The sequence below is a fragment of the Micromonospora sp. PRAS1 genome (assembly GCF_059553435.1).
Genome location: NZ_JCANNB010000025.1, coordinates 1 through 23,720 on the forward strand (window position 1 = coordinate 1; position 23,720 = coordinate 23,720).

The window sequence follows — 23,720 nt, forward strand, 5'->3', positions numbered from 1 at the left end:
CGGGCGATCGCCGCGATGGTCACGGTGCGGTTGTCGTTGGCAGCCACGCGGCGCCCTCCCTCTCCTCGCGCTTGCCCTGACGCCGGCCGCGGACCGCTCATCGCTACTGGCTCCTCGCCACTGCGGTGATGTCCTTGACGATCTGGTCCGGCCGCTTCGTGCCGGCGACCAACTCCGCGACGCTGTCGTTGATCTGTTGACCGACCTTCGGCGGGAAGGCCTGGTCGAGGTAGAGCTGGAACCCGGTCGCGACGGCCAGGTTGGCCGCCACAACCTGGTTGTTCGGATCCTTGATCTGACCGACGGCAGCCAGGTTGGTGGGCAGCACGGCACCGGTCTGGGCGGCCCGGCGCTGGTTCTCGGCCCGCAACAGGGAGCGCAGGAAGTCCACTGTGGCGCTCGGCGCGCCCCGGCCCACCGCGAAGCCGTTTCCGCCACCGAGCACATCGGTGCCCTGGCCCTTGCCACCATCCACGGTCGGGAAGGTGAAGAAGCCGAGCCGGCTGCCGATGCCCCGCTTGCTTGTCGACGACGACGCCTGGATCGAGGGCGCCCACTGTCCCATCAGCTCCATGGCCGCGTCGCCGTTGCCGATCGCCGCCGCCTGCCCGTCCGGCGAGCCGTACTCCGCACCCCGGTAGCCCGGCTGGAACGGCTTGAGCTTGATCAGATCCAGGAACCGTTCACCGGCGGCCACGAAGTCCGGGGTGTCGAAGTTGCCGTCCAGGGCCGCGCGCTCCAGCGGCCCCAGGCCACCGACGCGCATGGCCAGGTAGGCCCAGTAGAAGTGCGCCGGCCACTTGTCCTTGCCCGCGAGTGCGATGGGTACGATCCCGGCGTCCTTGAGCTTGTCGACCGTGTCCAGCAGCTGCGTCCAGGTGGTCGGCGGCGAGGTGATGCCGGCGTCGGCGAAGAGGTCCCGGTTGTACCAGAAGCCGACCATGCCCAGGTCGAACGGGACACCGTAGAGACGGTCGTCCACCGTGTACGGCTGAAGCGCCGTCGGCAGCAGCTGGCCTATCCACGGCGCCACCTCGTCGGTGATGTCCCGGACCAGGCCCGCCTCCACCTGCTGGCGCAGCAGGCCGCCGCCCCAGGACTGGAACAGGTCCGGCGGCGAACCGGCCTGACTCACCTTGGCCAGCTCGGCCTTGAACGCCTCGTTCTCCCGCGGCTCGATCTCGATCGTGACGTGTTCGTGCCGGACCTCGTACAGCCGCGCCATCTCGGCCCACACCGGCAACATGGGCTCGGTGTCCTGGATGTGCCACCACTTGATCGTCTGTGGGTCGGCCGCGCCGCTGGACTCCCCACTCCCACAACCTCCCAGCAGGACGGTGCCCGCGCCGATGCCGGCCAGGCCGAGTAACGACCTGCGAGAGATGTGCGCTGTCATGGGTCATCCCTTCACAACGTTATGTACGCGGGCGGCACCGCGATCGAAGACAGACCAAGGAAAGGCGGGCCGAAACTTTCAGTTCAATGCCGGTATTTTCGATGTGATGGCCGGCACGTTACGACGCGTCGACACACGCGGTCAAGAGGGCTGTCGCAAGCGGACCGTAGCCGATAACGTGAGCGAACTTTCTCGGTGTATCGGTCGGGAGACTTCCGGAATTCCACCGGGATCAAAGCTTGAAGGAGTCGAACATGTCGACCGAGATCGCGGACGTGGCCACGACCCCGTCCATCCGCAACCCCGTGCTCACCGGCTTCCACCCGGATCCGTCCATCCTGCGCGTCGGCGACGACTACTACCTGGCCACCTCGACGTTCGAGTGGTACCCGGGCGTACGGGTGCACCATTCGAGGGACCTCGTGCACTGGCGCGCCCTGGGCGGCATCATCACCGAACGTCGCCTGCTCGACCTGCGCGGATGCGGTGACTCCAACGGGATCTGGGCCCCGGACCTCACCTGGCACGACGGGCTGTTCCACCTCGTCTACAGCGACGTGGCGAGCTTCGCCAGCGGCTACTGGGACGCGCAGAACTTCCTCACCACCGCCCCGGCCATCACCGGCCCCTGGTCGGACCCGGTACGGCTGCACTCGCATGGCTTCGACGCGGCGCTCTTCCACGACGAGGACGGCACCACCTGGCTGTTGGCGATGAGCGCCGACTGGCGACCGGGACGCAACCGCTTCGGCGGCATCGAGATCCAGCAGTACGATCCGGCCCGCCGGCAACTGGTCGGCGAGGCCCGGATCATCTTCGCCGGCACCGAGGTCGGGTTGACCGAGGCGCCGCACCTCTACCGGCACGACGGCTGGTACTGGCTGGTCACCGCCGAGGGCGGCACCAGCTGGGAGCACCAGGTCACGGTGGCCCGCTCACGGGAGCTGTTCGGACCGTACGAGGTCGACCCGGCCGGGCCGCTGCTCACCTCGGTCGGCCGACCGGACCTCTCCCTTCAGAAGGCCGGCCACGGCAGCCTGGTCCGCACCCAGAGCGGCGACTGGTACCTGGCCCACCTGGTCGGCCGTCCCTACACCCCGCTGGGCAACTGTGTGCTGGGTCGGGAGACCGCGATACAGAAGGTCGAGTGGCCGGCGGGCGACTGGCCCAGCATCCCGGGCGGCGTTCCGGCCGACCAGATCCCCGCCCCGGACCTGCCGCCGCACCCGTGGCCCGCCGAGCCGACCACCGACCACTTCGACGTACCCGAGCTGGCGGCCTGCTGGTCGACGTTGCGCCGCCCGGCCACGGACGACTGGATCGACCTGCGGTCCCGCCCGTCGCACCTGCGGATCCACGGTGGCCAGTCGCCGGTGGGCAGGCAGACGCCGAGCCTGGTGGCGCGGCGGGTCGGCGCGACGCACTGCACGCTGGAGACGGTCGTCGAGTTCACCCCCGGCAACCATCGGCACCTGGCCGGGGTGACCGGCTACTACAACACCCAGAACTGGCACTATCTCTACCTGACCCGGGCCGACGACGGTCGGGTGGTGCTGGAGCTGCTCAGCTGCGACAGTGGCCGCCGTAAGGCGTACCCCGAACTCACTGTCGACACCGGCGGTGCCGGCCGGGTGGGTCTGCGGGTGACCTTCGACGGCCCGGCGCTGCGCTTCGGGTACGACCTGGGCGAGGGCTGGCGGCAGCTACCCGTCGAGCTGGACGCCACCATCCTCTCCGACGAGCACGCGGCGATGATCGTCGACGGTGAGCCGGCCGCCTGGGGCTTCACCGGCTCGCTGCTCGGGTTGTGGGTGCAGGACATCGGCGGCGACGGCCGGTACGCCGACTTCGACCACGCCAGCTATCTCGAACACTGACGCCGGCCCGTCGGCCGGGCCGGGGCGGCCCCTGGCCGGCCCGGCCGGCCCCGGTACCGAGGCCGTCGGCAGCGCCCGGCGAAGCCGATAGTTCCGATATCGCCGCGATCGTCTTCAGCAGCGGATACAGCCGGTTGCCGAAACTCTCGATGGTTGACGGCGGAAATAGATGGTCTTAACGTTTCGGAGAAGTTACCGGCTGTCATCCGGAAACTATCGACGTCACCTCCGATCGAGCTGATCACCGTCACCCCCGGCATCGAGCCCCTCTCCCGACTCACCGGCACCTGGTCCGAACTCCGCCCGCAATGATCGACATTCCTCGATCAAACTCGGAAGGTAGGCAGATGAAGCTGAGCAGGTGGGTGTCGCTCGCCACGGTCGCCGTCGCGACCGCGGCGGCGCTGAACACCGTGCCGGCCACCGCCGGCAAGCCGTACGACCCGACCAGGCAGACCCTGGGCGCCCTCGGCCTGCGGCACGGCCTCCAGATCGGCACCGCGGTCGACCTGGCCGCCCTCAACGACGCCGGTGACCCGCAGTACCGCCGGATCACCGCTGCCGAGTTCACCTCGGTCACCGCCGAGAACGCGATGAAGTGGGAGAACCTGGAGCCCACCCGCGGCAACTACAACAGTCCGCCCACCCTGCACTACAAGGGCTTCTGGGCCCAGCACCTCGGGCCCGGCTACCTTGCCGACGCGTTCCGCTGGGCACGCGCCGCCGACCCGAAGGCGCTGCTGTTCTACAACGACTACAACATCGAGGCGTTCGGCTCGGGCAACCCGGCCGACGACAAGACGCAGTTCGTCTACGACATGGTGAAGCAGCTGCGCGCGCAGGGCGTCCCGATCGACGGCGTCGGTGCCCAGGGCCACCTCGGCACCCAGTACGGCAACTTCAGCACCTTCCAGGTGACCGAGGCGCTGAAGAAGTTCACCGCCCTCGGGCTGGCCACCGCGTTCACCGAGGTCGACGTCCGTAGCCAGTTGACCGACGGCGTCCAGGCCGGCGACCCGGAGGAGATCAACCCGAGGTTGCAGGCGTCGGCGGCGAACTTCAGCGTCCTGATGAAAGCCTGTCTCGCCGTACGCAGTTGCCTGTCGTACACCGTCTGGGGCTTCAGCGACCGGCACTCCTGGGTACCGGGCTGGTTCGACGACCCGCCCGAGGGCCTGGCCACCATCTACGACGAGAATTACCAGCCCAAGCTCGCGTACCACGAGATCAAGTCCGATCTGATCTTCGCCGGTCCGCCATACGTACTCCCCCGCGTCGCCCCCAAACCCCGCCGCTGACCAACCCCGCAACGGAAGGTACGACGATGCCGCCCAGCACCTATCCCCTGCGCGCCCAGCACTACACCGCGCCGGGGATAGGTGCGGCGGTACGCCCCGTCGAGGCGATCGGCACCGACCACGTCGTCTGCCTCACCTTCGACGACGGGCCGCACCCGGTGCACACCCCGCGCCTGCTCGACGTGCTGGCCGCGCACGATGTCCGGGCGGTCTTCTTCCTCCAGGGCGACCAGGCCGCGAGCCATCCCGCTCTGGTCCGCCGGATCGTGGCCGCCGGGCACGCGTTGGGCAACCACAGCATGCACCACGACGACATGAGCGGCTGGAGCGCCGGCCGGATCGCCTCGGATCTGCTGGAGACCAACGCGGTCATCCGGCAGGCCGTGCCGTACACCCCGGTGCCCTGGTTTCGGGCCCCGTACGGCGCCTGGGGGCAGAGCCCGACGGTGGCCACCGCCCTGGGAATGCGGCCGATGGGCTGGCGACTGGCGGTCGCCGACTGGGAGCCGCCCGGCACCGACGAGCTGGTCCGTCGCCTCACCGAGGGCGTGGCACCCGGGGCGGTGGTGCTGCTGCACGACGGCGGCGGCGACCGCAGCCAGACCGTCGACGCCGTCGACCGCGCGATCCCGGCCCTGCGGGCGTACGGCTGGCGTTTCGTCCTGCCCGACGTTTCCTGAGCCGCCAGCGGCGGCGGTACCGGGCCGGCTCGGACCGCGCCCGTCCGCCGGCGGATGGCGACTCTGACGAAGGTCGAGGGCCGGATATGACCTTCGGTTCCGGCCGGACGGATGCCACCGTAACTACCATCAGTCACCATGACATGGGTACGACGTGTGGCGGTGTCGGGTCTGACCCTCACCGCCGGAGCCGCAGCGGTGCTGCTGCTGGCGCCTGACGGGTGGGATGACCCAGCCGCGACGGTGGTGACCGAGGGCCGTTCCGCCCGCGCCTACCAGCAGATCGTCACCGCCGGGGCGGACGCGCCCGGTTGGCTGAGCGGTCTCGGCGAACATCTACCGGCCGTGGGCCTGGCAGTCCTCGCCCTGCTGCTCGCCTGGACGGGCTGGACCGGATGGCGACGACGGACGGCGACCGGTGCCGGATCGCTGCTCATCCTGCTCGGCACCGTGCTGGCCTACCTCGTCAGCGAAGCGACGAAGCTCCTCCTCGACCAGGAACGGCCCTGTCGGGCGTTCAGCCACCTCACCACCTGGGAGCAGTGCCCACCGGCCGGCGACTGGTCGTTCCCGAGCAACCACGCGACAGTCGCGGGCGCGATGGCTGCGGGGATGGTCCTGCTCGTGCCGCGTCTCGCCATGGTGGCCGTACCGGCAGCCGGTGCGGTGGCGGCGATGCGGGTGGTGGCCGGCGTGCACTACCCGCACGACGTCGTCGCGGGGCTTCTGCTCGGTACGACGGTCACCGCCGCACTGCTCGTGGCGCTGTTGCCGAGGCGGATCGATGTCGAGCGCGGTGAACTGCCGGAGAAAAGCGACGGACCTGCTTCTCCGCCGCGCCGGCCTGGTGGGCGATACTGGGTTTGAACCAGTGACCTCTTCCGTGTCAAGGAAGCGCGCTCCCACTGCGCCAATCGCCCGTGGTGGCTGCCACACCCGTGCGGGCGGGCTGCGAGCGGACGACGGGACTCGAACCCGCGACCCTCACCTTGGCAAGGTGATGCGCTACCAACTGCGCTACGTCCGCATGCCCCCCGGTGGTGCCCTGGGGACGGCCCAACTCTACCCGATGACAAGATCGCCCGATCGGCGGCCCCACGCCCGAGGGTGATTGCGCCGGTCACCGCCGGGGTACAGACCCTCCTCGACAGCACACCGCACCCCCTGCGAAAAGGAGGCTGTCATGGGTATCGGCACCAGTGTTTTCCTGCTCGCGCTCGGGGCGATCCTCGCCTTCGCCGTCAACGCGAGCATCGGTGGTCTCGACCTGGACGTGGTTGGTTGGATCCTGATGGCCGCCGGCCTGCTCGGCCTGATCATGACCACCCTCGTCTGGGGACGCCGCCGCCAGGTGGTCGCCACCACCGAGGAGCCGGTGGAGTACCGCCGGGTCGAGGAACCGGTGGAGTACCGCCGGGTCGAGGAGCGTCGGGACGTCGCGCCGCCGCTGTGAGCGGTCGCGCCCGAGCGAGCGGCGGGACAGCAACCCGCCAACATGACGCGAGAGCCCGCACCTGATCCGGTGCGGGCTCTCGCGTCCTTCATTCACCTGGTGGGCGATACTGGGTTTGAACCAGTGACCTCTTCCGTGTCAAGGAAGCGCGCTCCCACTGCGCCAATCGCCCTTGCTGTTTTACGAGGTGGGGACGGGATTTGAACCCGCGTACACGGCTTTGCAGGCCGTTGCCTCGCCTCTCGGCCACCCCACCGAGGTTGCCCCCGTCACGCGTGGCGGCAGCTCCGAGCGGACGACGGGACTCGAACCCGCGACCCTCACCTTGGCAAGGTGATGCGCTACCAACTGCGCTACGTCCGCATGCCCCCGGCTGTTCCCGGTGACGGATGAGAACTCTAGCCGAGCGACGGAAGGTTGCCAAATCGACTCCTGCCCCGGCGCGTCCGAAACGCCCTGCAGAGCTTCCTAGGAGCCTGGCCCGAAAGCCCGCGACCCTCAGTTGACCCGCCCCGACCTCGGAAACCCGCCACCCGTGGGCGATCTGTACCCCGGAAGAGCCGACTGAGGCAAGTGTCCGGCTTCTGACTGATGGTGAGCAAGGATCACCGAGTTTGGTGACGCACTGTGTCCAAAAGGATGGGCTACGGTGACGGGCGTGACGAGACGTGCGGCCGAGATCCGCCTGGATGCCCTGCTGCGCACCGCATGTGACGTGATCGTGCAGCGCGGGCTGGCCAACACCCGCACGGCGGACGTGGCGCAGGCCGCCGGCGTGAGCCAGGCCCTGGTCTTCTACCACTTCGCCACCAAGGAACGGCTGCTCGCCCAGGCGTTCGCCTACGCCGTCGAGCAGGACCTGGCCCGGCTGGACGCGGTGACCCGGTCCAGCGCCCCACCGCTCACCAAACTCCGGCGCATCCTGCGGCTATACACCCCGGCCGGACGCCCGATGTCCTGGTCGATGTGGATCGACGGCTGGGCGGAGTCGCTGCGTACGCCGGAGTTGGAGAAGGTCTCCCGCAAACTCGACCTGCGCTGGCGGCAGGACCTCACCACAGTGATCACCGACGGCGTCCGCGAGGGTGTCTTCGAGTGCCCGGACCCGGCCGGTGCCGCCTGGCGGATCAACGCCGTGATGGACGGCCTGGCGGTGCAGCTCGCGGTGCACGACCGCGTCATCTCCCGCCGCCAGCTAGCCGAATGGGTACGCCTGGTAACCGCCCGCGAACTAGCCCTAGACCCCACCCAACTCGACTAACCCCTCCCGCCCTCCCCCTCCCCTCCCTCCCCACCCTCCCCGCCGCGCCGATCTTGCACTTGTGGTCGCCTATATGTCCGCTTTCGCGGCAGATAGCCCGACCAAAAGTCCATGATCGACGGGGCGAGGGGGTGGGGTGAGGGGCGAGGGGTGAGGGGCGAGGGGGGGTGAGGGGCGAGGGTGGGGGGTTAGGGGGTTAGGTTGTCGCGGGGGATGGTGCGCCAGCGGGAGCGGCGGCCGGGTTGGCGTTCGCGGCCGGGCTGGCGTTCCCAGCGGCTGGCGGGGCCGACCACGGCGGGCGCGGTGGTGGCGCCGGCGGCGGCTGGCTCCGGGTCGCGGGTCAACTGCCGCAGCCGCAGCAGTAGCCCGACCCCGAGGAAGAGCAGCAGCCCACCGAGGAGGAAGGCGGCCTCGGTCAGGCCGATCCCGGCGCCGGTCTGCGAAACCTGGTTGCCCGCCGCACCCGCGGCCGGCGGCTCCTCCGCCCCGCCCGCGTAGCCGGCGTCGTCGGCGAGGTCGCTCTCCTCGTCCGGGTCGACCGTCGGCTCCTCGGTGGGATCCACAGTCGGCTCCTCGGTCGGCGTGGGGCTCGGCGGTGCGGTGGTCGGCCGCGCCGCCCCACCCCGGCCGACGACGTCGCGCGTCGCGGTCTGCCGGGACAGCAGTTGCAGATTCTGGTCGTACGCCTCAGCGGCCAGGCTGACCCGCCCCTGGTCGACGTCCCCGGTGAACGCGATCCGGTACTGCGCGGTCACCGTACGTCCCGGGCAGAGCGTGCCCGGGTCGAGCTGGCGGTCGGTCAACCGGGCCACGTCACCGTCGATCTGGACCTCAACCGGGAACGAACCGGTCTCCTCGATCCGGTCCACCCGCACCTGGTCCAGCCGCAGCCCCTGCACACCGAGCACCATCGACCAGCGGACCTTGATGCAGTCGGCCTGGTCGGTTCGGGCCACCACAGCGGAAATCGTCTCCACCCGCCCGCCGGCGGTGAACTGGTTCGGCAGCCCGCTGAGTTCCGTGACGAACGCCGCGTGCGCCGGTGCGGCCATGGCGACGTCCACCCCGGTGAGACATGCCAGTGCCAACCCGATCCGTAGCGTGTACCGCCACAGCCTCTTCACGATCCGCCCCTCCCGTTGGTTGCCTCCATTGGCAACGCTATGAGCGGTCTGAGCTAGCCGGTAGAGGGGCGTGTTCGCACGGACCGTGAAGCAGGATGCCCGATTTCACGCACGGTATTGAACCGCTCACGATGGACCCGCGACACGCCGAAACGGGTCACGGTGCACAATCGGCCGGTGTCCGAACTTTCCGCCGCCTTCGTCCGGCTGCACGCCCGACTAGCGCCCGTCGCCTTCGTACCCGAGGTGCGGCTGCACCAGGCCGACGAGCCGATCGGCCTCTGGGAGCTGACCGAGGGCGAGTTCCGCAGCGACCGGCCACCGCCGTTCTGGGCCTTCGCCTGGGCCGGCGGCCAGGGCCTCGCCCGGTACGTGACCGACCACCCGCAGCTGGTCGCCGGGCGTCGGGTGCTCGACCTGGCCGCCGGCTCCGGCCTGGTGGCCATCGCCGCCGCCCGGGCCGGTGCCGCCGCCGTGCGCGCGGTGGAGATCGACGAGCTGGCCGTCGCGGCGGTCGCGCTCAACGCAGAGGCCAACGGGGTACGCGTCGACGCCGAGCTCGGTGACGTGCTCGACGGCGACGCGGGCGACGCCGAGGTGGTCCTCGCCGGGGACGTCTTCTACAGCGAGGCGATGACCAACCGGGTCCTGCGCTTCCTGCTGCGCGCCGCACGCGGCGGGGCGCGGGTGCTGGTCGGCGATCCCGGACGGGCCTTCCTGCCCCGGGAGCGCTTCGACGAACTGACCGCCTACGACGTGCCGGTCACCGAGGCGCTGGAGAGCGTGCGGGTGAAGCGCACCACCGTCTGGCAGCTGCGCGTGGGTGGTGCGAAACCGGCCGACTAGCGTGACGCCGTGCTGTTCCGCAGCTGGGAGCGGGCCCCGACGGCGATCGCCGACGCCGGGGCCGGTGCCGGCGTGGCCCGGTGGCCGGATGTGGCCCGCGTCGCCGACCACGTGGGCGTCGAACACCTGCTGGTGACCCGGCACGCGCTGGTCCGCCAGGTGCTCACCGACCCGGCGACGTACCGGCCGGACAACGCCCTGGACGCGGTGACCCCGTTGCCGGTGGCCGCGCTGCGGGTACTCGCCGCGCACCGGTTCCGGCTGCCGCCGACCCTGGCCAACAACGGCGGCACCAGTCACCCGGGGATCCGGGCGCTGGTCACCGAGGCGCTGCATCCGACCCGGGTGGCCGCCCAGCGGGACTGGCTGGCCACGCTCGTCCGGCACCGGGTGGCCGACCTGGCCGCCACCCTGGACACCGGCGCACCGGTGGACCTGCACGCCGGCCTCGCCGCCGACCTGCCGCTGCTGGTCCTGGCCCGGCTGGTCGAGCTGCCGGACGCCCCGGTCGCGGCGGTGAAGGATTTCGCCCGCGCGGCCCTGGAGCTGTTCTGGGCGCCCCTGGACGCCGACCGGCAGCAGGTCCTCGCCGACGAGGTGGGTCGCTTCCACCGGGTGCTGCGGGAGTTCGCGGCCACCGGCGGTGGGCTGGCCGCGTCCCTGCGCGCCGCCGGGCATCCGCCCGACGTGGTGGTCGGCGCCCTCTTCTTCCTGCTGGTCGCCGGCCAGGAGACCACCTCGCAGTTCCTCACCCTGCTGCTGCACCGGCTCACCGGAGAGCCGGCGGTGCTCGCCGGGCTGCGCGACGGCTCGGTCGCGGTCGCCGACGTGGTGGAGGAGGGGCTGCGGCTGGAGCCGCCGATCGTCACCTGGCGGCGGGTGGCCGCCGTGGACACCACGCTGGGCGGGACGCCGGTGTCGGCGGGCACCAGCATGGTGTTGTGGCTGGCCGGGGCCGGACGGGACCCGGCCACCGTGGCGGCGCCCGACGAGTTCCGGCCGGGCCAGCGCGGGTCACGCCGGCACCTGGCCTTCGGGGCGGGCGTGCACCGCTGCGTCGGCGACCAACTCGCCCGGATGGAGGCGGCGACGGTGGTGGCCGAGGCCGCCCCGCTACTGGCCGGGGTACGCGTGCTGCGCCCACCCCGGTTCCCGGACAACCTCACCTTCCGGATGCCCGACAGCTTCCTCGTCGCCCGCTGAGCCGAGCGACCGGACGAAGGCGACGGCGGGCGGGCTGACGAAGGTAAGTGTCGGGTGGTGCCTTTCGGGCACGGCGGGACGGGCCGTCGCCGACCTACCGTCCGGACATGATTACGTTACGTGCGTTGACCAAGCGGTTCGGGGAGACCACCGCAGTCGATGAGCTGAGCGTCGACATCGCTCCCGGCCGGGTCACCGGATTCCTCGGTCCCAACGGCGCCGGCAAGTCGACCACCATGCGGCTGATCCTGGGACTGGACCGGCCCACCGCCGGTCAGGCGCTGATCGGCGGGCGCCCGTACCGCAGGCTGCGCCGGCCGCTGCACGAGATCGGCGCGCTGCTGGACGCGCGGGCCATGCATCCCGCCCGGTCCGGCCGGGCCCACCTGGCGGCGATGGCGGCCAGCAACGGCATCGGCGAACGCCGGGTCGACGAGGTGCTCGCCACCGTCGGGCTGGACGATCGGGCCGCGGCCAAACCCGCTCGCGCGCTCTCCCTCGGCATGGGCCAGCGGCTCGGCATCGCCGGTGCCCTGCTCGGCGACCCGCCGGTGCTGATGTTCGACGAACCGGTAAACGGCCTCGACCCGGACGGGGTGCGCTGGATCCGGCAACTGACCCGGTCCCTGGCCGCCGAGGGCAGGACGGTGCTGGTCTCCAGCCACCTGATGAGCGAGATGCAGCAGACCGCGGACTGGCTGGTGGTGATCGGGCGGGGCCGGCTGCTCGCCGACGCGCCGACCGCCCAGGTGATCGCCGACAGCGCGGTCGCCGTGCGGGTCCGCAGCCCGCAGCCGGCCGGGCTGGCCGCCGTCGCCGACCGGCTGGCCGTCACCGGCGCGGTGGTCGAGTCCACCGGCGCGGGCGAGCTGACCGTCACCGGCGCCAGCGCCGAACGCATCGGCGAGTTGGCGTACGAACTCGGGGTGCCGCTGCACGAGTTGGCGTCGCACGAGGCGTCCCTGGAGCGGGCCTTCATGGCGCTGACCGCCGACCGGATCGAGTACGCGGCCCAGCCGGCCGCCGCAGCGAAGGGGGGTGCGGCGGCATGACCGCGATCCGCGCCGAGTGGACGAAGCTGCGGTCGGTACGCAGCACCTGGTGGACGGTGTTCGCGGCGGTGCTGGTCATGGCCGCCACCGCTGGCCAGTTGGCGATCTACGTCGCCAACGGCAACACGAACGACGATCCGAGTGACGACGCCGGGGTGGTTCCGCTCGGCAGCGTCCTGATCGACTCGCTGGAGCTGGTCCAGTATGCCGTGCTCGCCCTCGGCCTACTGATGATCACGAGTGAGTTCACCACCGGCACCATCCGTACCACCTTGCAGTGCACGCCGTCGCGGGGCCGCGTACTGCTGGCCAAGGCGGCGGTGACCGCGACCGTGACCTTCGGTCTCGGGCTGCTGCTGGGCGCGGTCGGCGCGCTGGTCGCGAAGCCGGTGCTCGGCGAGTGGGGAGCCGCACCGGCGGCCGCCACGGTCCGCGACGTGGTCGCGCTGGCCGGCTACCTGGCGTTGATCGGGGTCCTCGCGCTCGGGCTCGGTGCCGTGCTGCGCAGCGCGGTGCTCACCCTGACGGTGCTCCTCGCGGTGCTGATGATCGTTCCGCTGTCGTTGCGTGAGCCGGACATCACCGCGCTGAACCGGGTCGCCGACGCCTTCCCGGGCGAGGCCGGACTGCACTTCCTGGCCGGCGACGGGCAACCGTATCCGGCGGCCGTCGGGCTGCTGCTGCTCGCCGGCTGGGCCGCCGTGGCGCTGCTGGCGGGTCGGGCGGCGCTGCGCAGACGCGACGCGTGAGGGCGGGGTGGGGCTGGCGCTACTCGACCGCGTCGACCAGCCCCGCCTCGTACGCGAGGATCGCCGCCTGCACCCGGTTGCGCACTTCGAGCCGGGTGAAGATGCTTGTCAGATAGGTCTTCACGGTGCCCTCGACCAGGTGCAACCGGCGGGCGATCTCGGCGTTGGACAGTCCCGCCCCGACCAGCGCCAACACCTCCCGCTCGCGGTTGGTCAGCCCGGCCAGCCGGTCCCGGGCCAGCGGCCGGCGGGCGACCCGGTCGCCGCCCAGCTCGATCACCCGGCGGGCCACCGTCGGGGAGAGGTACGCGCCGCCGTCGGCCACCGCGTGCACCCCGGCGATCAGTTCCCGCGGATCGCCGGACTTGAGCAGGAAGCCGCTGGCGCCGTGGCCGAGCGCGCGGGCCACGTGGTCGTCCTCGCCAAACGTGGTGAGCATGACGGTGGCCGTCTGCGGCACCAGCCGGCGGATCTCGGCAGCGGCGGCGAGCCCGTCCAGTTTCGGCATCCGGATGTCCAGCAGCGCCAGCCGGGGCCGGTGGGCGCGGACCAACTCGACGGCGCTCCGGCCGTCGCCGGCCTCGGCGACGACCTCGATGCGCGGATCGGTGGCCAGGATGGCCCGGACCCCGGCCCGGATCATCGCCTCGTCGTCGGCCAGCAGCACCCGGACCGGTTCCGGCGATTCGGTAGTCATTGCGTGAGCCGCTCCTTGCTGACCAGCTGCCCGTCGGTGAAGCACAGCCGCCAGGTCGGCTGCGCCAGGGGAAAGTTGCCGTCGGTGTAGTACTCGCAGTCCGGCCGCGCCCCCGCAGGGCGGTCGACCTGGCGGGGCGGCAGGCCGGTCAGCTCCTCGCGGGCCGCCCCCACCGGCAACTCTTCGAAGCTGCCCCGGTCCAGTACCGCGCCGACGGTGGCCACCGGGTAGTAGATCAGCGACAGCACCAGCGCGAGACCAGCCGGTGCCCCGAGCGCCACCAGCAGGCTGCGCCGCACCTGCCGCCGCGCCTCGCGCAGCCGCCGCTCCGCCTGCGCCGGCCGGGTCGGCCCGTCCGGATCCGAGCCGAGCGCGGGCGGGGCGACGACCGCCGGCTGGGTCACGGGCGGCTCGGTGGCAGCAGCCCAGTCACCGGCCTCGGCCACCTGACCGACAGCGGCCGAGTCACCGGCGGGAGCCGGGCGGTCGGCACCGGCCGAGTCATCGGCGGGTAGCCGGGCCTCGACGGCGAAGCCGCCCTGCGGGCGTACTCCGGTGCGCAGCGAGCCACCGGCGAGCCGGACCCGCTCGGCCAGGGCGAGCAGGCCAGAGCCGCTGGCGGGCGGTCCGGGCAACGGCCCGGCCGGCGGTGCCTCGTTCACCACCCCGATCTCCACCCGGTCCCCCCGTCGGGCCAGGCTGACGGTCACCTCGGCGCCGGGGGCGTACCGGGCGGCGTTTGTCAGCGCCTCACGGACCAGCCCGTACGCGGCGTGCGCCGGCAACTCCGGCAGTTGCGGCGGCGGGTCCGGCAACTCCAGCCGCACCGCCATGCCGGCCTCCCGGGCCCCGTCGACGAGGTCGGCGATGCTCTCCCCGGCGGGCCGGACGGCGACCGGATCGTCCTCCTCGCGGAGCACCCCGATGATCTGGTGCAGTCGCTCGGTGGCCGCCGCGACGCTGGCCCGCAACTCCCCGGCGGCGTTGCGGTGCCGGGGATCGAGGTCACCGGCGAGTTCCAACGCGGCAGCGCGCAAAGCGACCAGGCTCAACGCGTGTCCGAGCGAGTCGTGCATCTCCTGCGCGATGCGGGCCCGTTCCCGCAGCCGGATCCGTTCCGCCGCGCCGCGCCGCTCGTGCTCCCGCGCCTGCTCGTAGCGGTGGCTGGCAGCGGTCAGGGCGGCCTGCTGCCGCCGGTACCGGCCGATCAGCCAGGGGAACACCCCGGCGAAGAGGAGCACCGTGACGAGCAGGAACCAGGCCGCCATGCCGGTGCCGAGCAGCCCGATGTTGAGCAGGGTGCCGCCGGCCGCGATCACCGCGAAGGCCACGGCGACCGGCGTCGCGCTGGCGCTGCGCCGCCCGGCCAGGTAACTGAACACCGGAATGGCGAAGACGAAATTGCCGTCGAGGAGCGTACCGAGCACCACCAGGAGCAGGGCGGCCAGCGGCAGCCGCCGGCTGAGCGCGACCGCGACGCCGGTTCCGCCCAGGCCGACGAGCAGCGACACCACCCCGTCGAGGGAGGACGGCGGCATGCCGGCATACCCCAACGGCGCGGCCACCACCGCCCAGAGCAGCAGGTCACGCCACCCCTCGAAGGGTCCGCCCGGATTCGGGCGGCTCCGCCACCGGCTCCGCACGGCGGTCACGCTACCCACCCCTGGCCGGGGTCGGACACTGACGAAAGTCAGCTGATCTCGTCGGCCCAGGCGCGCCAGTCGTCGAGCACCCCGTACAGCGCCGGGGTCAGCCAGCCCGGTGCGGACCGCCGGAACACCCCCGGATCCATCGCCCCGGCACCGTCCGGCAGGGCGCCGAGCAGGTTCGGCAACAGATCGCTCAGGTTGGCCCAGTGCACCAGTTCCGGCTCGGCCGGCCAGGCGCCGATCACCACGCCGGCCGGCACCGCGCGCCGCTCCAGGGCCTCCAGGGTGAGCGCGGTGTGGTTGAGGGTGCCGAGCCCGGCGCGGGCCACCACCACCGCCGGTGCACCAAGCGACACCGCCAGGTCGGCCACCGTCCAGGGCTGGCCCGAGGGCCGCAGCCCCATCGGTACGAGCAGCCCGCCGGCCCCCTCGACCAGCACCAGATCGTGCTTGTCGGCCTCCTCCCGGATGGCGTCGACGGCGTTGTACAACTCAAGCGGCGGCAACTCGGCCACCCGGGCGGCGGCCAGCGGGGCGAGCGGATCGGGGAAGCTGGCCAGCGTACGGCCGGTCATCGGGGCGGCCAGCCGGGTGACCGCCTCGACGTCACCGGGCACCCCGGCGGCCGTACCGGTCTGGCCGGGTTTGACCACCGCCACCCGCAGCCCGGCCGCCTGCGCCACGGCCGTGATCGCCGCGGTCACCACCGTCTTGCCGACCTCGGTGTCGGTCCCGGTGACCAGCACCGGTCCGCGCCACTGATCCGTCATGGTGCGCATCCCACGATGACCTCCAGGGCATCTTCGAAGTCCGCCCGGGGCACCCCCGCGCCGATTGTCAGTCGCAGCCGCGAGCGGCTGTCCGGGGTGGAGGGCGGACGGAAGCAGCCGACCGCGACCCCCTGCTCCCGGCAGGCGGCGGCCCAGGCGGTGGCCGCCTCGGGGCCGGGCGCGGTCACCGAGACGACGGCGGCGTCGGGAACGGAGACCTCCAGCCCGGCCGCGCGTAGCCGGCCGGCCGCGAGGGCGGCCCGCTCGGCCAACTCGGCGCGCAGATCGTCGCCGGTCCGGGCCAGTCCGAGGGCGGCGTGCACCCCGGCCGCCACCGCCGGCGGCAGGGCGGTGTCGTAGATGAAGGTCCGGGCGGTCTCCACCAGGTGCCGGACGTACCCGGCCGGGCCGGCCACCACGCCGCCCGCCCCGCCGAGCGCCTTGGACAGGGTGGCGGTGACCAGCACGTCCGGCTCGCCGGCCAGCCCGGCGGCGGCCACCGCGCCGGCGCCCGCCGGGCCGGTCACGCCGAGCGCGTGCGCCTCGTCGACCAGCAGCAACGCGCCGTGCTCCCGGGCAGCGGCGTGCAGCCGGGCCAGCGGCGCCAGATCACCGTCGACGGAGAAGATCGACTCGGTCACCACCACCGCCGGGCGGCCGGGCGCGCCGGCCAGCGCCGAGGCGACCGCGTCGACGTCGGCGTGCGGGGTGACCACGGTTTCCGCACCGGAGACCCGGCAGCCGTCGATGAGCGAGGCGTGGTTGTGCGCGTCGGAGACCAGCAGCGTGCGGGGTCGGACCAGGGCGCGGACCGCCCCGAGGTTGGCCAGGTAACCGGAGGAGAAGAGCAGCGCCCGCTCCGCGCCGAGCCAGTCGGCAAGATCGTCTTCCAGTGCGTGGTGGGCGTGCGTGGAACCGCGTATCAGCCGCGACCCGGTCGCGCCCAGCCCGTACTCGGACAGAGCCTTCGTCGCGGTGGCGATCACCTCGGGATGCCCGGCCAGGCCCAGGTAGTCGTTGCCGGCCAGGTCGATCACGGCGTCGGCGGCGCCGCGCGGGTGCAGCCGGCGGGTCAGCCCCGCCTTCGCCCGCAGCTCGGCGCGGCGGTCCAGCGCCGCCAGCCAGTCCGCCACCCTCGCCTCCCGCCGTCGACGCCGCTCGCGGGGGCGAAGTTACCATCCGCCGGGCGGGCCCCGGCGGCTCCACACCGGCTCGACCGCGACTCGCCGTAACGCTGTCCCGCTGCCCGGCCCCGCGGCGGCGAGCAGGCCGTTTGTCGCCGCCCGGCGGCCTTGTAGGGTACGACCCATGCCAGAGATCCTCGACCAGGCCCGGACCCGGGTCCTGGAGAACGGCGTCGGCCTCGACGAGGCCGGTGTCCTCGCCGTGCTGAACCTGCCCGACGAGCACCTGCCCGCCGCGCTCCAACTCGCCCACGAGGTGCGGATGCGCTGGTGCGGCCCGGAGGTCGAGGTCGAGGGCATCGTCTCGCTGAAGACCGGCGGCTGCCCAGAGGACTGCCACTTCTGTTCGCAGTCCGGCCTCTTCGCCTCGCCGGTGCGCTCGGTCTGGCTGGACATCCCGTCGCTCGTCGAGGCGGCGAAGCAGACCGCCGCCACGGGCGCGACCGAGTTCTGCATCGTGGCCGCCGTACGCGGTCCGGACGCCCGGCTGATGAAGCAGCTGCGCGAGGGCGTGGCGGCGATCAAGGCCGAGGTCGACATCCAGGTCGCCGCCTCGCTGGGCATGCTCACCCAGGAGCAGGTCGACGAGCTGGTCGCCATCGGTGTGCACCGGTACAACCACAACCTGGAGACCTGCCGCTCCTACTTCCCGAACGTGGTCACCACGCACACCTGGGAGGAGCGCTGGGAGACCCTGCGGATGGTCCGCGAATCGGGCATGGAGGTCTGCTGTGGCGGCATCCTCGGCCTCGGCGAGACGGTGGAGCAGCGGGCCGAGTTCGCCGCGCAGCTGGCCGAGCTGGACCCGCACGAGGTGCCGCTCAACTTCCTCAACCCCCGCCCGGGCACGCCGCTGGGTGACCGCCCGGTGGTCGAGGGCAAGGACGCGTTGCGGGCCATCGCCGCGTTCCGGCTGGCCATGCCGCGCACCATCCTGCGGTACGCGGGCGGCCGGGAGATCACCCTGGGTGACCTGGGTACCCGGGACGGGCTGCTCGGTGGGATCAACGCGGTGATCGTCGGCAACTACCTGACCACCCTCGGGCGGCCCGCGACGGACGACCTGAAGCTGCTCGACGACCTGAAGATGCCGGTCAAGGCGCTCTCGGCGACGCTGTGACGCGAATGGGTGACGCAGTGCTGCCGGCCGGCGACCCGACCGCCGTCGGTGCCGGCGGGCAGTGGTGTGACAGGTGCGGCGAGGCCGCCGGCACCGGCACGCACGAGGGGTGCGCGGCGGCCCGGGCGCTGGAGCCGCCCCGGTACTGCGCCCACTGCCGCCGCCGAATGAAGGTGCAGGTGCTGCCGGTCGGCTGGTCGGCGGTCTGCGTCGAGCACGGCGAGGCGCGGGGCTGAGATGCTGCTGCGCGGACGGGCGGTGACCCTGCGACCGGCGACGGCCGAGGATGTGCCCGCGCTCGCCGCGATCCGCGCCGAGCCGGAGGTACGCCGCTGGTGGCGCGGCGACGACGACCTGGCCGCAGCGGTCGCCACCGACCTCGCCGACGAGAGCCTGTCGGTGTACGCGATCGAACACGGTGGCCGGGTGATCGGCGCGATCCAGTGGTACGCCGAGGAGGACCCGGACTACCGGCACGCCAGCATGGATCTCTTCCTCGACCCGGCGGTACGCGGTGCCGGGCTGGGCGGCGACGCGATCCGTACCCTGGTCCGGCACCTGATCGACGCCCACGGCCACCACCGCTTCACAATCGATCCGGCGGCGGCGAACACCGCCGCGATCCGGGCGTACGCAAAGGTCGGCTTCCGCCCGGTCGGTGTGCTGCGCCGCTACGAGCGCGGCGCCGACGGCCGCTGGCACGACGGCCTCCTGATGGACCTCCTGGCCAACGAACTGACCTGACGCCCGGCGGCCCCGCCCCCACGCCGGCCTGGACAGGAAATGACCAGGAAGTTCTGGTCAGGATCCGGGCGGAGCCCGACCAGAACTTCCTGGTCAACCGGGTCAGGACGACGACGGCCTCAGGAGATCGTGCAGGTGGAGCCGTTGAGGGTGAAGCCGGTGGGTCTGGGGTTGGTGCCGCTGTGGGTGCCGTTGAAGCCGATGCTTGTCGACGCGCCCGGTGCCAGGTTGCCGTTGTAGGAGAGGTTGGTCGCGGTCACCGCGGTGCCGGTCTGCTGGTACGTCGCCGACCAGCCCTGGCCGACGCGTTGCCCGGCGTTCGGGAAGGTGAAGGCAAGCGTCCAGCCGTTTATCGCCGTCGTGCCGGTGTTGGTGATGGTGATGTTGGCGGTGAAGCCGGTGCCCCAGTCGTTTGTGCTCCAGCCGATCCGGCACGGCGAGGTCGGCAGCGGCGCCGAGGTGGTCACGGTCACCAGATCCGACGGCGGTGAGGCGTTACCGGCCGCGTCGATGGCGACCACATGGAAGTAGTTCGTCGACTCCGGGCGCAGTCCGGTCACGGTGTAACTGGTGCCGGTGACCGTGGCGATCAGGACCGCGCCCAGCTCCGTACGGTAGATCCGGTAACCGGTGACGCCCACGTTGTCGGTCGACGGGGTCCAGGTCAACGTCGCTCCGGTCGAGGTGATCGCCGACGCCGTCAACGAACCCGGCTTACTCGGCGGGACGGTGTCGCCGTCGTCGACGGCCGGTACGGTCACGGTCAGCTTCGGCGACGTGGCCGAGGTGTTGCCGGCCTTGTCCCGAGCCAGCACGGTGATCTCGTAGGTGCGCGCCGGGGAGACGCTCAGCACAAGCGAGTTCGTGCTGGTGGGATACCAGCTGTAGGTGTCGCTGCCGACCACGTGGGTGTTGACGTGGTAGACGTCGATCCCGCTGTCCGCGTCGGTGGAGGCTGGCCAGGTCAGACTCACCGAGCGGGAGGTGACGGCGGTCGCCACCGGGGTGCCGGGGACGGTGGGTGGCGTGGTGTCCGCGCTGGAGGCCGGCTCCTCGCCCCACACCCGTACGCCGCCGACGTAGAGCGGCACCTTGCGGTTCGGCCCGGCGGTGGCCTGGTACGACGGGTCGTCGCTCGGGTCCCAGGCGACGCCCTCGGGCACGCCGACCTTGAACTGCACCTCCATCCGGTGTTGGGACTGGCCGGCGGGGGCGATGGTGTGCCCGGTGCAGTCGACCTCGACGTACCAGAGATCGCCTCGGACGTTCCGGGCCGAGCTGGGCGACGGGCAGCCCTGGGTGTAGCCCGGGGTGACCACCACCGGCGAGAGGCCGAGGCCGGGCACCCGGAAGTAGTAGCGGAACTTGGCGTCGGTGAGCGCCCGCGCCGGGAACGCCGACTTGTTGTAGATGATCGCCTTGATGCCGGTGGACCGGGTCTCGTTCTGCATCACCGTGGTCTCCACGGTCAGCTCGTCGATGTCCGGCCGCTCGGGGACCGGGAAGTTGGCCAGCGGGGTGCCGCCGTACTCCTGCGTCAGCCGGGCCAGCGCGGAGGTGAAGCCGGCGTTGTAGTCGGTGGCGACCTCGTTCATCACGTAGTCCGACCGGTTGTCGGTGTACGCGTCGTTGGGCGAGGAGGGCCCGCCGACAAGCGCGCCGTAGAGGGTGTGCCGGGTCTCGGTGGGCACGGTCATGCTGTCCCACCAGGAGCCGTGCGCGGTGCGGTGGTGCGGGTTCTTCGGCGGGTTCGCGCCGAAGCCCACCACGTAGCTGGAGTTGCGCGGGTTGTCGCCGAGCGCGTAGTTGATCTGCCGGACGGCGAAATCCTTGTAGCGGGCCTTGCGGGTCGCGTCGGTGGTCTTGTCGCTGTAGACAAGCGCGGCGAACGCGGTGTTTGCCGCGTAGCGCAGCGCACCCCAGGAGTCGAGCACGGCCATCCCGCCGGGCGAGTACCGGATCCGTTCGCCGTTGACGCCGACCGTCCAGAAGTCCAGCCACCGGTTGGCGTCGTCCACGTACTTCTGCTTGCCTGTCAGGTTGGCCAGCAGCACGTACGCCCCGAACTGCTTGTTGTCCCAGGCCACCGTCCACTTGTAGGAGCGGGTGGTGGTCTGCGGCTCGGTGCCGAGCCGGTCGTACTCGCTCTCTGCCTTGGTCAGGTACGCGGCGTCACCGGTGGCCCGGTACAGCCAGATCGCGCCCCACACCAACTCGTCCTGGTAGCCGCTCCACGACCGGTAGAAGCTTGTCGCGTCGGTGATGCACTCGTGGTACGACTTCCGCACCGTGTCGGCGAAGGTGTAGAGCTGCCGCGCGTGGGTGAGCAGCTTGTCGGCGTAGGCGGCGTCGGTGGGCCGGAACACCATCGACGACGCGGCCATCGCCGCCGCCGTCTCCCCCGCCAGGTCCGCGCCGCCGCAGCTGGCATCGATCTTGTACGCGGGCCGCGCCATCGGCATCACCTCGGCCGGCCCCCACCACTTGTGGTCGTCGTCGCCCTTGCCGACCTGTCCGTAGAGGACGTTCGGCGACGGATGCGCCTTGATGAAGTAGTCGTTGACGAACCGCAGGTTGTTCAGCAGGTGGGTGAGCTGGCCGGAGGCGGCGTACCCGGCCCGGTACTCCACCGCCCCCCAGGCCAGCATGGTGGTGCTGAACGCCATCGGGAAGCCGAACTTGACGTGGTCACCGGCGTCGTACCAGCCTCCGGTGAGGTCCAGCCCGACGTCCGAGCCGTCCCGCAGCGCCGAGTCGTCGCGCCACGAGACCCGGTTCCAGTCGGGCAGCTTGCCGGACTGCTGCGCCTCGTAGAACAGCAGCGACTTCTGCAACGCCTCGGCATAGTTGAAGGCCGGCGCGGCAGCGGTTCCTGCGGACGCCGCGGCGGACCCGCCGGTCGGGGCGTCCGATCCGGCGTTCGGCGCGGCGGCGGAAGCGTTAGCGGGTACGCCTACCGCGAGCGCGAGCCCGGTCAACAACGCCGTTCCGCTTGTCAACAGCCGACGCGACAGCTGCGCGCCGTGCGGCGGCCGGGACGGGCGCCGATTGGTTCCGGCGGAGAGTGTTCGGGGTTGTGCGGCGCCGGCGCGGCGCGGCCATCTGATGTGCATTCGACGGCTCCTGTCGAAGCGGGCAGGCAGCACAAGCCGGACGCGAGCACGGACCGGCGGGCAGAACGGCTGCCGGCGGAGGTGGTGGTGGGGGTTCATTCCGGGGACCGGGAGCGCTCCCATGGATAGCTGACAATGTAAACCGACCAGCCACGCCTTGTGAAGCCCGAGCCCGAGGCCACTCCCACCCGAGCCCTCCACCCTGATGCGCGCCCTTTGCTCTGCTTCACCGGACGCAACGGTTTCAGCGGCAGACCATTGCGTGGGTTGAAGCAGAGCAAAGGGAACGGCTGCGGCATAGGGGGTTCGGCGTGTAGGTGCCGAGTGGCGATGTCCCGCAGAAAAGCTTCTCGCAGAGAGTTGCGAAGCAGTGACTACACGTAGGAGGGTGGCGGTAGGCATAGCGGATGATCTGGGTGGGGAGAGGGATGAACCGGGCCGTACAACTAGCAATGATGGAGGCGGGCCACACCGCCGACAGCCTCGCCGCACGGGTGGGAGTGGACCCGAAGACGGCCGCACGATGGATGAACCCGGGGCTGGTGCCGCAGACCCGGCACCGGGCCCAGGTCGCCAAGCTCCTGGGCCGGGAGATGGAGGACCTCTGGCCGGGCGCGCTGCGACGCCGGGAACCGGTGTGGTTCCTGCCCTGGACCCAGATCGAGCGGGAGGCAGTCGGGCTGCGATGGTACGAGTCCTCGGTTATCCCGGGCCTGCTCCAGACCGAGGCGTACGCGCGGGCCGTGCTCGCCTGCGGGCCGCTGGTCAGCGACACCGAACGGCACGTCGCGGTGCGACTGGAGCGGCAGACGACGGTCTTCAACCGGCCCCAGCCGCCGCTGACCGTCTTCGTGATCGACGAGGCGGCGCTGCGCCGGGGCGCACCCGAGATCATGGAGCCGCAGCTCGACCACCTGGTCACGATGGCGCAGCGCGCGAACCTCATGGTGCACGTGCTGCCGCTCGCCGCCGGGCTGCATCCCGGCCAGGCCGGGCAGTTCGTGATCGCCACCATGCCGGACGGCGAGGACGTCGGCTACCTGGACGATCAGGCCGAGGGGCGGGTCACCAAGGAGGTCAGTCCACTCTGGGCGGTCTGGGATAGCGTGAGGTCGGTGGCGCTTCCGCGCGACCAGTCCATCGACTTCCTCAGGGAGCGAGCATGGCTGACCTGACCGGCGCCCAGTGGCGCAAGAGCACCCGGAGCAGTTCCAACGGCGGGGCTTGCGTTGAGGTCGCCGACAACCTGCCCGGCGTGGTCGGCGTACGCGACTCGAAGGATCCGACCGGCCCGGCGCTGACCTTCGACCCCACCGCGTGGCGGCTGTTCATCACCCGGTTCACCGCCCGGGCCTGACCCGAGCCGCAGCGGCAGCGGCAGCGGCAGCGGCAGCGGCAGCGGCAGCGGCAGCGGCAGCGGCAGCGGCAGCGGCAGCGGCAGCGGCAGCGGCAGCGGCAGCGGCAGCGGCAGCGGCAGCCACGGCGTCCGGGCCGCGTTTCGCGT

Annotated in this window: 22 protein-coding genes and 5 tRNA genes; 15 read left to right on the forward strand and 12 right to left on the reverse strand. The window is 71.8% G+C overall.

What is annotated here, in order from left to right; all coding sequences use genetic code 11:
- Positions 1–103: 103 nt before the first annotated feature.
- The gene (locus AC507J_RS21800) at positions 104–1,396 is read right to left on the reverse strand and encodes an extracellular solute-binding protein (RefSeq protein WP_496291029.1); all 1,293 of its coding nucleotides are present in this window, start codon (positions 1,394–1,396) and stop codon (positions 104–106) included.
- Positions 1,397–1,650: 254 nt separating this feature from the next.
- Here AC507J_RS21800 and AC507J_RS21805 point away from each other — a divergent pair, with 254 nt between their 5' ends.
- The 4 genes from AC507J_RS21805 to AC507J_RS21820 all read left to right on the forward strand — a co-directional run bounded on the left by AC507J_RS21805 (position 1,651) and on the right by AC507J_RS21820 (position 6,118).
- Positions 1,651–3,273, forward strand: a complete 1,623-nt coding sequence (locus AC507J_RS21805) for a glycoside hydrolase family 43 protein (RefSeq protein WP_496291030.1) — start codon at positions 1,651–1,653, stop codon at positions 3,271–3,273.
- A 347-nt stretch (positions 3,274–3,620) separates the two neighbouring features.
- The gene (locus AC507J_RS21810) at positions 3,621–4,571 is read left to right on the forward strand and encodes an endo-1,4-beta-xylanase (protein ID WP_496291031.1); all 951 of its coding nucleotides are present in this window, start codon (positions 3,621–3,623) and stop codon (positions 4,569–4,571) included.
- 26 nt (positions 4,572–4,597) lie between these two features.
- Positions 4,598–5,251 (forward strand): polysaccharide deacetylase family protein, encoded by a 654-nt coding sequence (locus AC507J_RS21815; protein ID WP_496291032.1) that lies wholly within the window; start codon positions 4,598–4,600, stop codon positions 5,249–5,251.
- A 138-nt stretch (positions 5,252–5,389) separates the two neighbouring features.
- A complete protein-coding gene (locus tag AC507J_RS21820; RefSeq protein ID WP_496291033.1) occupies positions 5,390–6,118 on the forward strand; it encodes a phosphatase PAP2 family protein in 729 nt (242 codons plus the stop codon).
- Here AC507J_RS21820 and AC507J_RS21825 read toward each other — a convergent pair.
- Both AC507J_RS21825 and AC507J_RS21830 read right to left on the reverse strand, forming a co-directional pair.
- Positions 6,097–6,171: transfer RNA gene (locus AC507J_RS21825), tRNA-Val, on the reverse strand. The two genes, AC507J_RS21820 and AC507J_RS21825, sit on opposite strands and share 22 nt — an antisense overlap.
- A 34-nt stretch (positions 6,172–6,205) precedes the next feature.
- Positions 6,206–6,278: transfer RNA gene (locus AC507J_RS21830), tRNA-Gly, on the reverse strand.
- A 156-nt stretch (positions 6,279–6,434) separates the two neighbouring features.
- Here AC507J_RS21830 and AC507J_RS21835 point away from each other — a divergent pair.
- Complete coding sequence (locus AC507J_RS21835) at positions 6,435–6,704, forward strand: DUF6458 family protein (protein ID WP_496291034.1); 270 nt, start codon at positions 6,435–6,437, stop codon at positions 6,702–6,704.
- Positions 6,705–6,801: 97 nt separating this feature from the next.
- Here AC507J_RS21835 and AC507J_RS21840 read toward each other — a convergent pair.
- The 3 genes from AC507J_RS21840 to AC507J_RS21850 all read right to left on the reverse strand — a co-directional run bounded on the left by AC507J_RS21840 (position 6,802) and on the right by AC507J_RS21850 (position 7,067).
- Positions 6,802–6,876 (reverse strand) — tRNA-Val (locus AC507J_RS21840).
- A 13-nt stretch (positions 6,877–6,889) separates the two neighbouring features.
- Positions 6,890–6,960: transfer RNA gene (locus AC507J_RS21845), tRNA-Cys, on the reverse strand.
- A gap of 34 nt (positions 6,961–6,994) precedes the next feature.
- Positions 6,995–7,067: transfer RNA gene (locus AC507J_RS21850), tRNA-Gly, on the reverse strand.
- 295 nt (positions 7,068–7,362) lie between these two features.
- Here AC507J_RS21850 and AC507J_RS21855 point away from each other — a divergent pair.
- Positions 7,363–7,965 (forward strand): TetR/AcrR family transcriptional regulator, encoded by a 603-nt coding sequence (locus AC507J_RS21855; RefSeq protein ID WP_496291035.1) that lies wholly within the window; start codon positions 7,363–7,365, stop codon positions 7,963–7,965.
- A gap of 188 nt (positions 7,966–8,153) precedes the next feature.
- Here AC507J_RS21855 and AC507J_RS21860 read toward each other — a convergent pair whose 3' ends face one another.
- A complete protein-coding gene (locus AC507J_RS21860; protein ID WP_496291036.1) occupies positions 8,154–9,089 on the reverse strand; it encodes a hypothetical protein in 936 nt (311 codons plus the stop codon).
- A 177-nt stretch (positions 9,090–9,266) separates the two neighbouring features.
- Here AC507J_RS21860 and AC507J_RS21865 point away from each other — a divergent pair, with 177 nt between their 5' ends.
- The 4 genes from AC507J_RS21865 to AC507J_RS21880 all read left to right on the forward strand — a co-directional run bounded on the left by AC507J_RS21865 (position 9,267) and on the right by AC507J_RS21880 (position 12,939).
- Positions 9,267–9,935 carry a class I SAM-dependent methyltransferase gene (locus AC507J_RS21865; protein WP_496291037.1) on the forward strand — a complete coding sequence of 223 codons (669 nt, stop codon included), beginning with the start codon at positions 9,267–9,269 and terminating at the stop codon, positions 9,933–9,935.
- Positions 9,936–9,944: 9 nt separating this feature from the next.
- A complete protein-coding gene (locus AC507J_RS21870) occupies positions 9,945–11,138 on the forward strand; it encodes a cytochrome P450 (RefSeq protein ID WP_496291038.1) in 1,194 nt (397 codons plus the stop codon).
- A 107-nt stretch (positions 11,139–11,245) separates the two neighbouring features.
- The gene (locus AC507J_RS21875) at positions 11,246–12,190 is read left to right on the forward strand and encodes an ATP-binding cassette domain-containing protein (RefSeq protein WP_496291039.1); all 945 of its coding nucleotides are present in this window, start codon (positions 11,246–11,248) and stop codon (positions 12,188–12,190) included.
- Positions 12,187–12,939, forward strand: coding sequence for an ABC transporter permease (locus AC507J_RS21880; protein WP_496291040.1), 753 nt, complete (start codon positions 12,187–12,189; stop codon positions 12,937–12,939). The genes AC507J_RS21875 and AC507J_RS21880 overlap by 4 nt, the downstream gene beginning before the upstream one ends.
- Positions 12,940–12,958: 19 nt before the next feature.
- On the opposite strand, the gene AC507J_RS21885 is transcribed toward AC507J_RS21880, so the two are convergent.
- Genes AC507J_RS21885 through AC507J_RS21900 form a run of 4 tightly spaced genes read right to left on the reverse strand, consistent with a single transcriptional unit; the run spans position 12,959 to position 17,188 of the window.
- The gene (locus AC507J_RS21885; protein ID WP_496291041.1) at positions 12,959–13,636 is read right to left on the reverse strand and encodes a response regulator; all 678 of its coding nucleotides are present in this window, start codon (positions 13,634–13,636) and stop codon (positions 12,959–12,961) included.
- A complete protein-coding gene (locus AC507J_RS21890) occupies positions 13,633–15,288 on the reverse strand; it encodes a sensor histidine kinase (protein WP_496291042.1) in 1,656 nt (551 codons plus the stop codon). Before AC507J_RS21890 ends, AC507J_RS21885 begins: the two co-directional genes overlap by 4 nt.
- Before the next feature lie 38 nt (positions 15,289–15,326).
- Complete coding sequence (bioD, locus tag AC507J_RS21895) at positions 15,327–16,064, reverse strand: dethiobiotin synthase (RefSeq protein WP_496291043.1); 738 nt, start codon at positions 16,062–16,064, stop codon at positions 15,327–15,329.
- Positions 16,052–17,188, reverse strand: a complete 1,137-nt coding sequence (locus AC507J_RS21900; RefSeq protein ID WP_496291044.1) for an 8-amino-7-oxononanoate synthase — start codon at positions 17,186–17,188, stop codon at positions 16,052–16,054. Before AC507J_RS21900 ends, bioD begins: the two co-directional genes overlap by 13 nt.
- A 175-nt stretch (positions 17,189–17,363) precedes the next feature.
- Between AC507J_RS21900 and bioB the strand changes: the two genes are divergently transcribed.
- The 3 genes from bioB to AC507J_RS21915 are packed head-to-tail and all read left to right on the forward strand — an operon-like array spanning position 17,364 to position 19,103.
- Positions 17,364–18,359 (forward strand): biotin synthase BioB, encoded by a 996-nt coding sequence (gene bioB, locus AC507J_RS21905; RefSeq protein ID WP_496291045.1) that lies wholly within the window; start codon positions 17,364–17,366, stop codon positions 18,357–18,359.
- Positions 18,360–18,364: 5 nt separating this feature from the next.
- Positions 18,365–18,595: a biotin synthase auxiliary protein BsaP gene (gene bsaP / locus AC507J_RS21910; protein WP_496291046.1), complete on the forward strand. Its 231-nt coding sequence runs from the start codon at positions 18,365–18,367 to the stop codon at positions 18,593–18,595.
- A gap of 1 nt (position 18,596) precedes the next feature.
- The gene (locus AC507J_RS21915) at positions 18,597–19,103 is read left to right on the forward strand and encodes a GNAT family N-acetyltransferase (RefSeq protein WP_496291047.1); all 507 of its coding nucleotides are present in this window, start codon (positions 18,597–18,599) and stop codon (positions 19,101–19,103) included.
- A 119-nt stretch (positions 19,104–19,222) separates the two neighbouring features.
- On the opposite strand, the gene AC507J_RS21920 is transcribed toward AC507J_RS21915, so the two are convergent.
- Positions 19,223–22,216, reverse strand: a complete 2,994-nt coding sequence (locus AC507J_RS21920) for a glycoside hydrolase family 9 protein (protein WP_496291048.1) — start codon at positions 22,214–22,216, stop codon at positions 19,223–19,225.
- 428 nt (positions 22,217–22,644) lie between these two features.
- Between AC507J_RS21920 and AC507J_RS21925 the strand changes: the two genes are divergently transcribed.
- Both AC507J_RS21925 and AC507J_RS21930 read left to right on the forward strand, forming a co-directional pair.
- On the forward strand, positions 22,645–23,391 hold the full coding sequence (locus tag AC507J_RS21925) for a DUF5753 domain-containing protein (protein WP_496291049.1): 747 nt from the start codon (positions 22,645–22,647) through the stop codon (positions 23,389–23,391).
- Entirely contained in the window at positions 23,379–23,573 is a 195-nt protein-coding gene (locus AC507J_RS21930) for a DUF397 domain-containing protein (RefSeq protein ID WP_496291050.1), read from the forward strand. Before AC507J_RS21925 ends, AC507J_RS21930 begins: the two co-directional genes overlap by 13 nt.
- Positions 23,574–23,720: the final 147 nt, after the last annotated feature.

Bases quoted from the DNA above. Each gene is read 5' to 3' on its own strand.
- AC507J_RS21810 (WP_496291031.1), top strand. From the start codon at position 3,621: ATGAAGCTGAGCAGGTGGGTGTCGCTCGCCACGGTCGCCGTCGCGACC.
- bsaP (WP_496291046.1), top strand. From the start codon at position 18,365: ATGGGTGACGCAGTGCTGCCGGCCGGCGACCCGACCGCCGTCGGTGCC.
- AC507J_RS21835 (WP_496291034.1), top strand. From the start codon at position 6,435: ATGGGTATCGGCACCAGTGTTTTCCTGCTCGCGCTCGGGGCGATCCTC.
- bioB (WP_496291045.1), top strand. From the start codon at position 17,364: ATGCCAGAGATCCTCGACCAGGCCCGGACCCGGGTCCTGGAGAACGGC.
- AC507J_RS21915 (WP_496291047.1), top strand. From the start codon at position 18,597: ATGCTGCTGCGCGGACGGGCGGTGACCCTGCGACCGGCGACGGCCGAG.
- AC507J_RS21885 (WP_496291041.1), bottom strand. From the start codon at position 13,636: ATGACTACCGAATCGCCGGAACCGGTCCGGGTGCTGCTGGCCGACGAC.
- AC507J_RS21920 (WP_496291048.1), bottom strand. From the start codon at position 22,216: ATGCACATCAGATGGCCGCGCCGCGCCGGCGCCGCACAACCCCGAACA.
- AC507J_RS21925 (WP_496291049.1), top strand. From the start codon at position 22,645: ATGAACCGGGCCGTACAACTAGCAATGATGGAGGCGGGCCACACCGCC.
- AC507J_RS21815 (WP_496291032.1), top strand. From the start codon at position 4,598: ATGCCGCCCAGCACCTATCCCCTGCGCGCCCAGCACTACACCGCGCCG.
- AC507J_RS21805 (WP_496291030.1), top strand. From the start codon at position 1,651: ATGTCGACCGAGATCGCGGACGTGGCCACGACCCCGTCCATCCGCAAC.
- AC507J_RS21875 (WP_496291039.1), top strand. From the start codon at position 11,246: ATGATTACGTTACGTGCGTTGACCAAGCGGTTCGGGGAGACCACCGCA.
- AC507J_RS21930 (WP_496291050.1), top strand. From the start codon at position 23,379: ATGGCTGACCTGACCGGCGCCCAGTGGCGCAAGAGCACCCGGAGCAGT.
- AC507J_RS21800 (WP_496291029.1), bottom strand. From the start codon at position 1,396: ATGACAGCGCACATCTCTCGCAGGTCGTTACTCGGCCTGGCCGGCATC.
- bioD (WP_496291043.1), bottom strand. From the start codon at position 16,064: ATGCGCACCATGACGGATCAGTGGCGCGGACCGGTGCTGGTCACCGGG.
- AC507J_RS21820 (WP_496291033.1), top strand. From the start codon at position 5,390: ATGACATGGGTACGACGTGTGGCGGTGTCGGGTCTGACCCTCACCGCC.
- AC507J_RS21880 (WP_496291040.1), top strand. From the start codon at position 12,187: ATGACCGCGATCCGCGCCGAGTGGACGAAGCTGCGGTCGGTACGCAGC.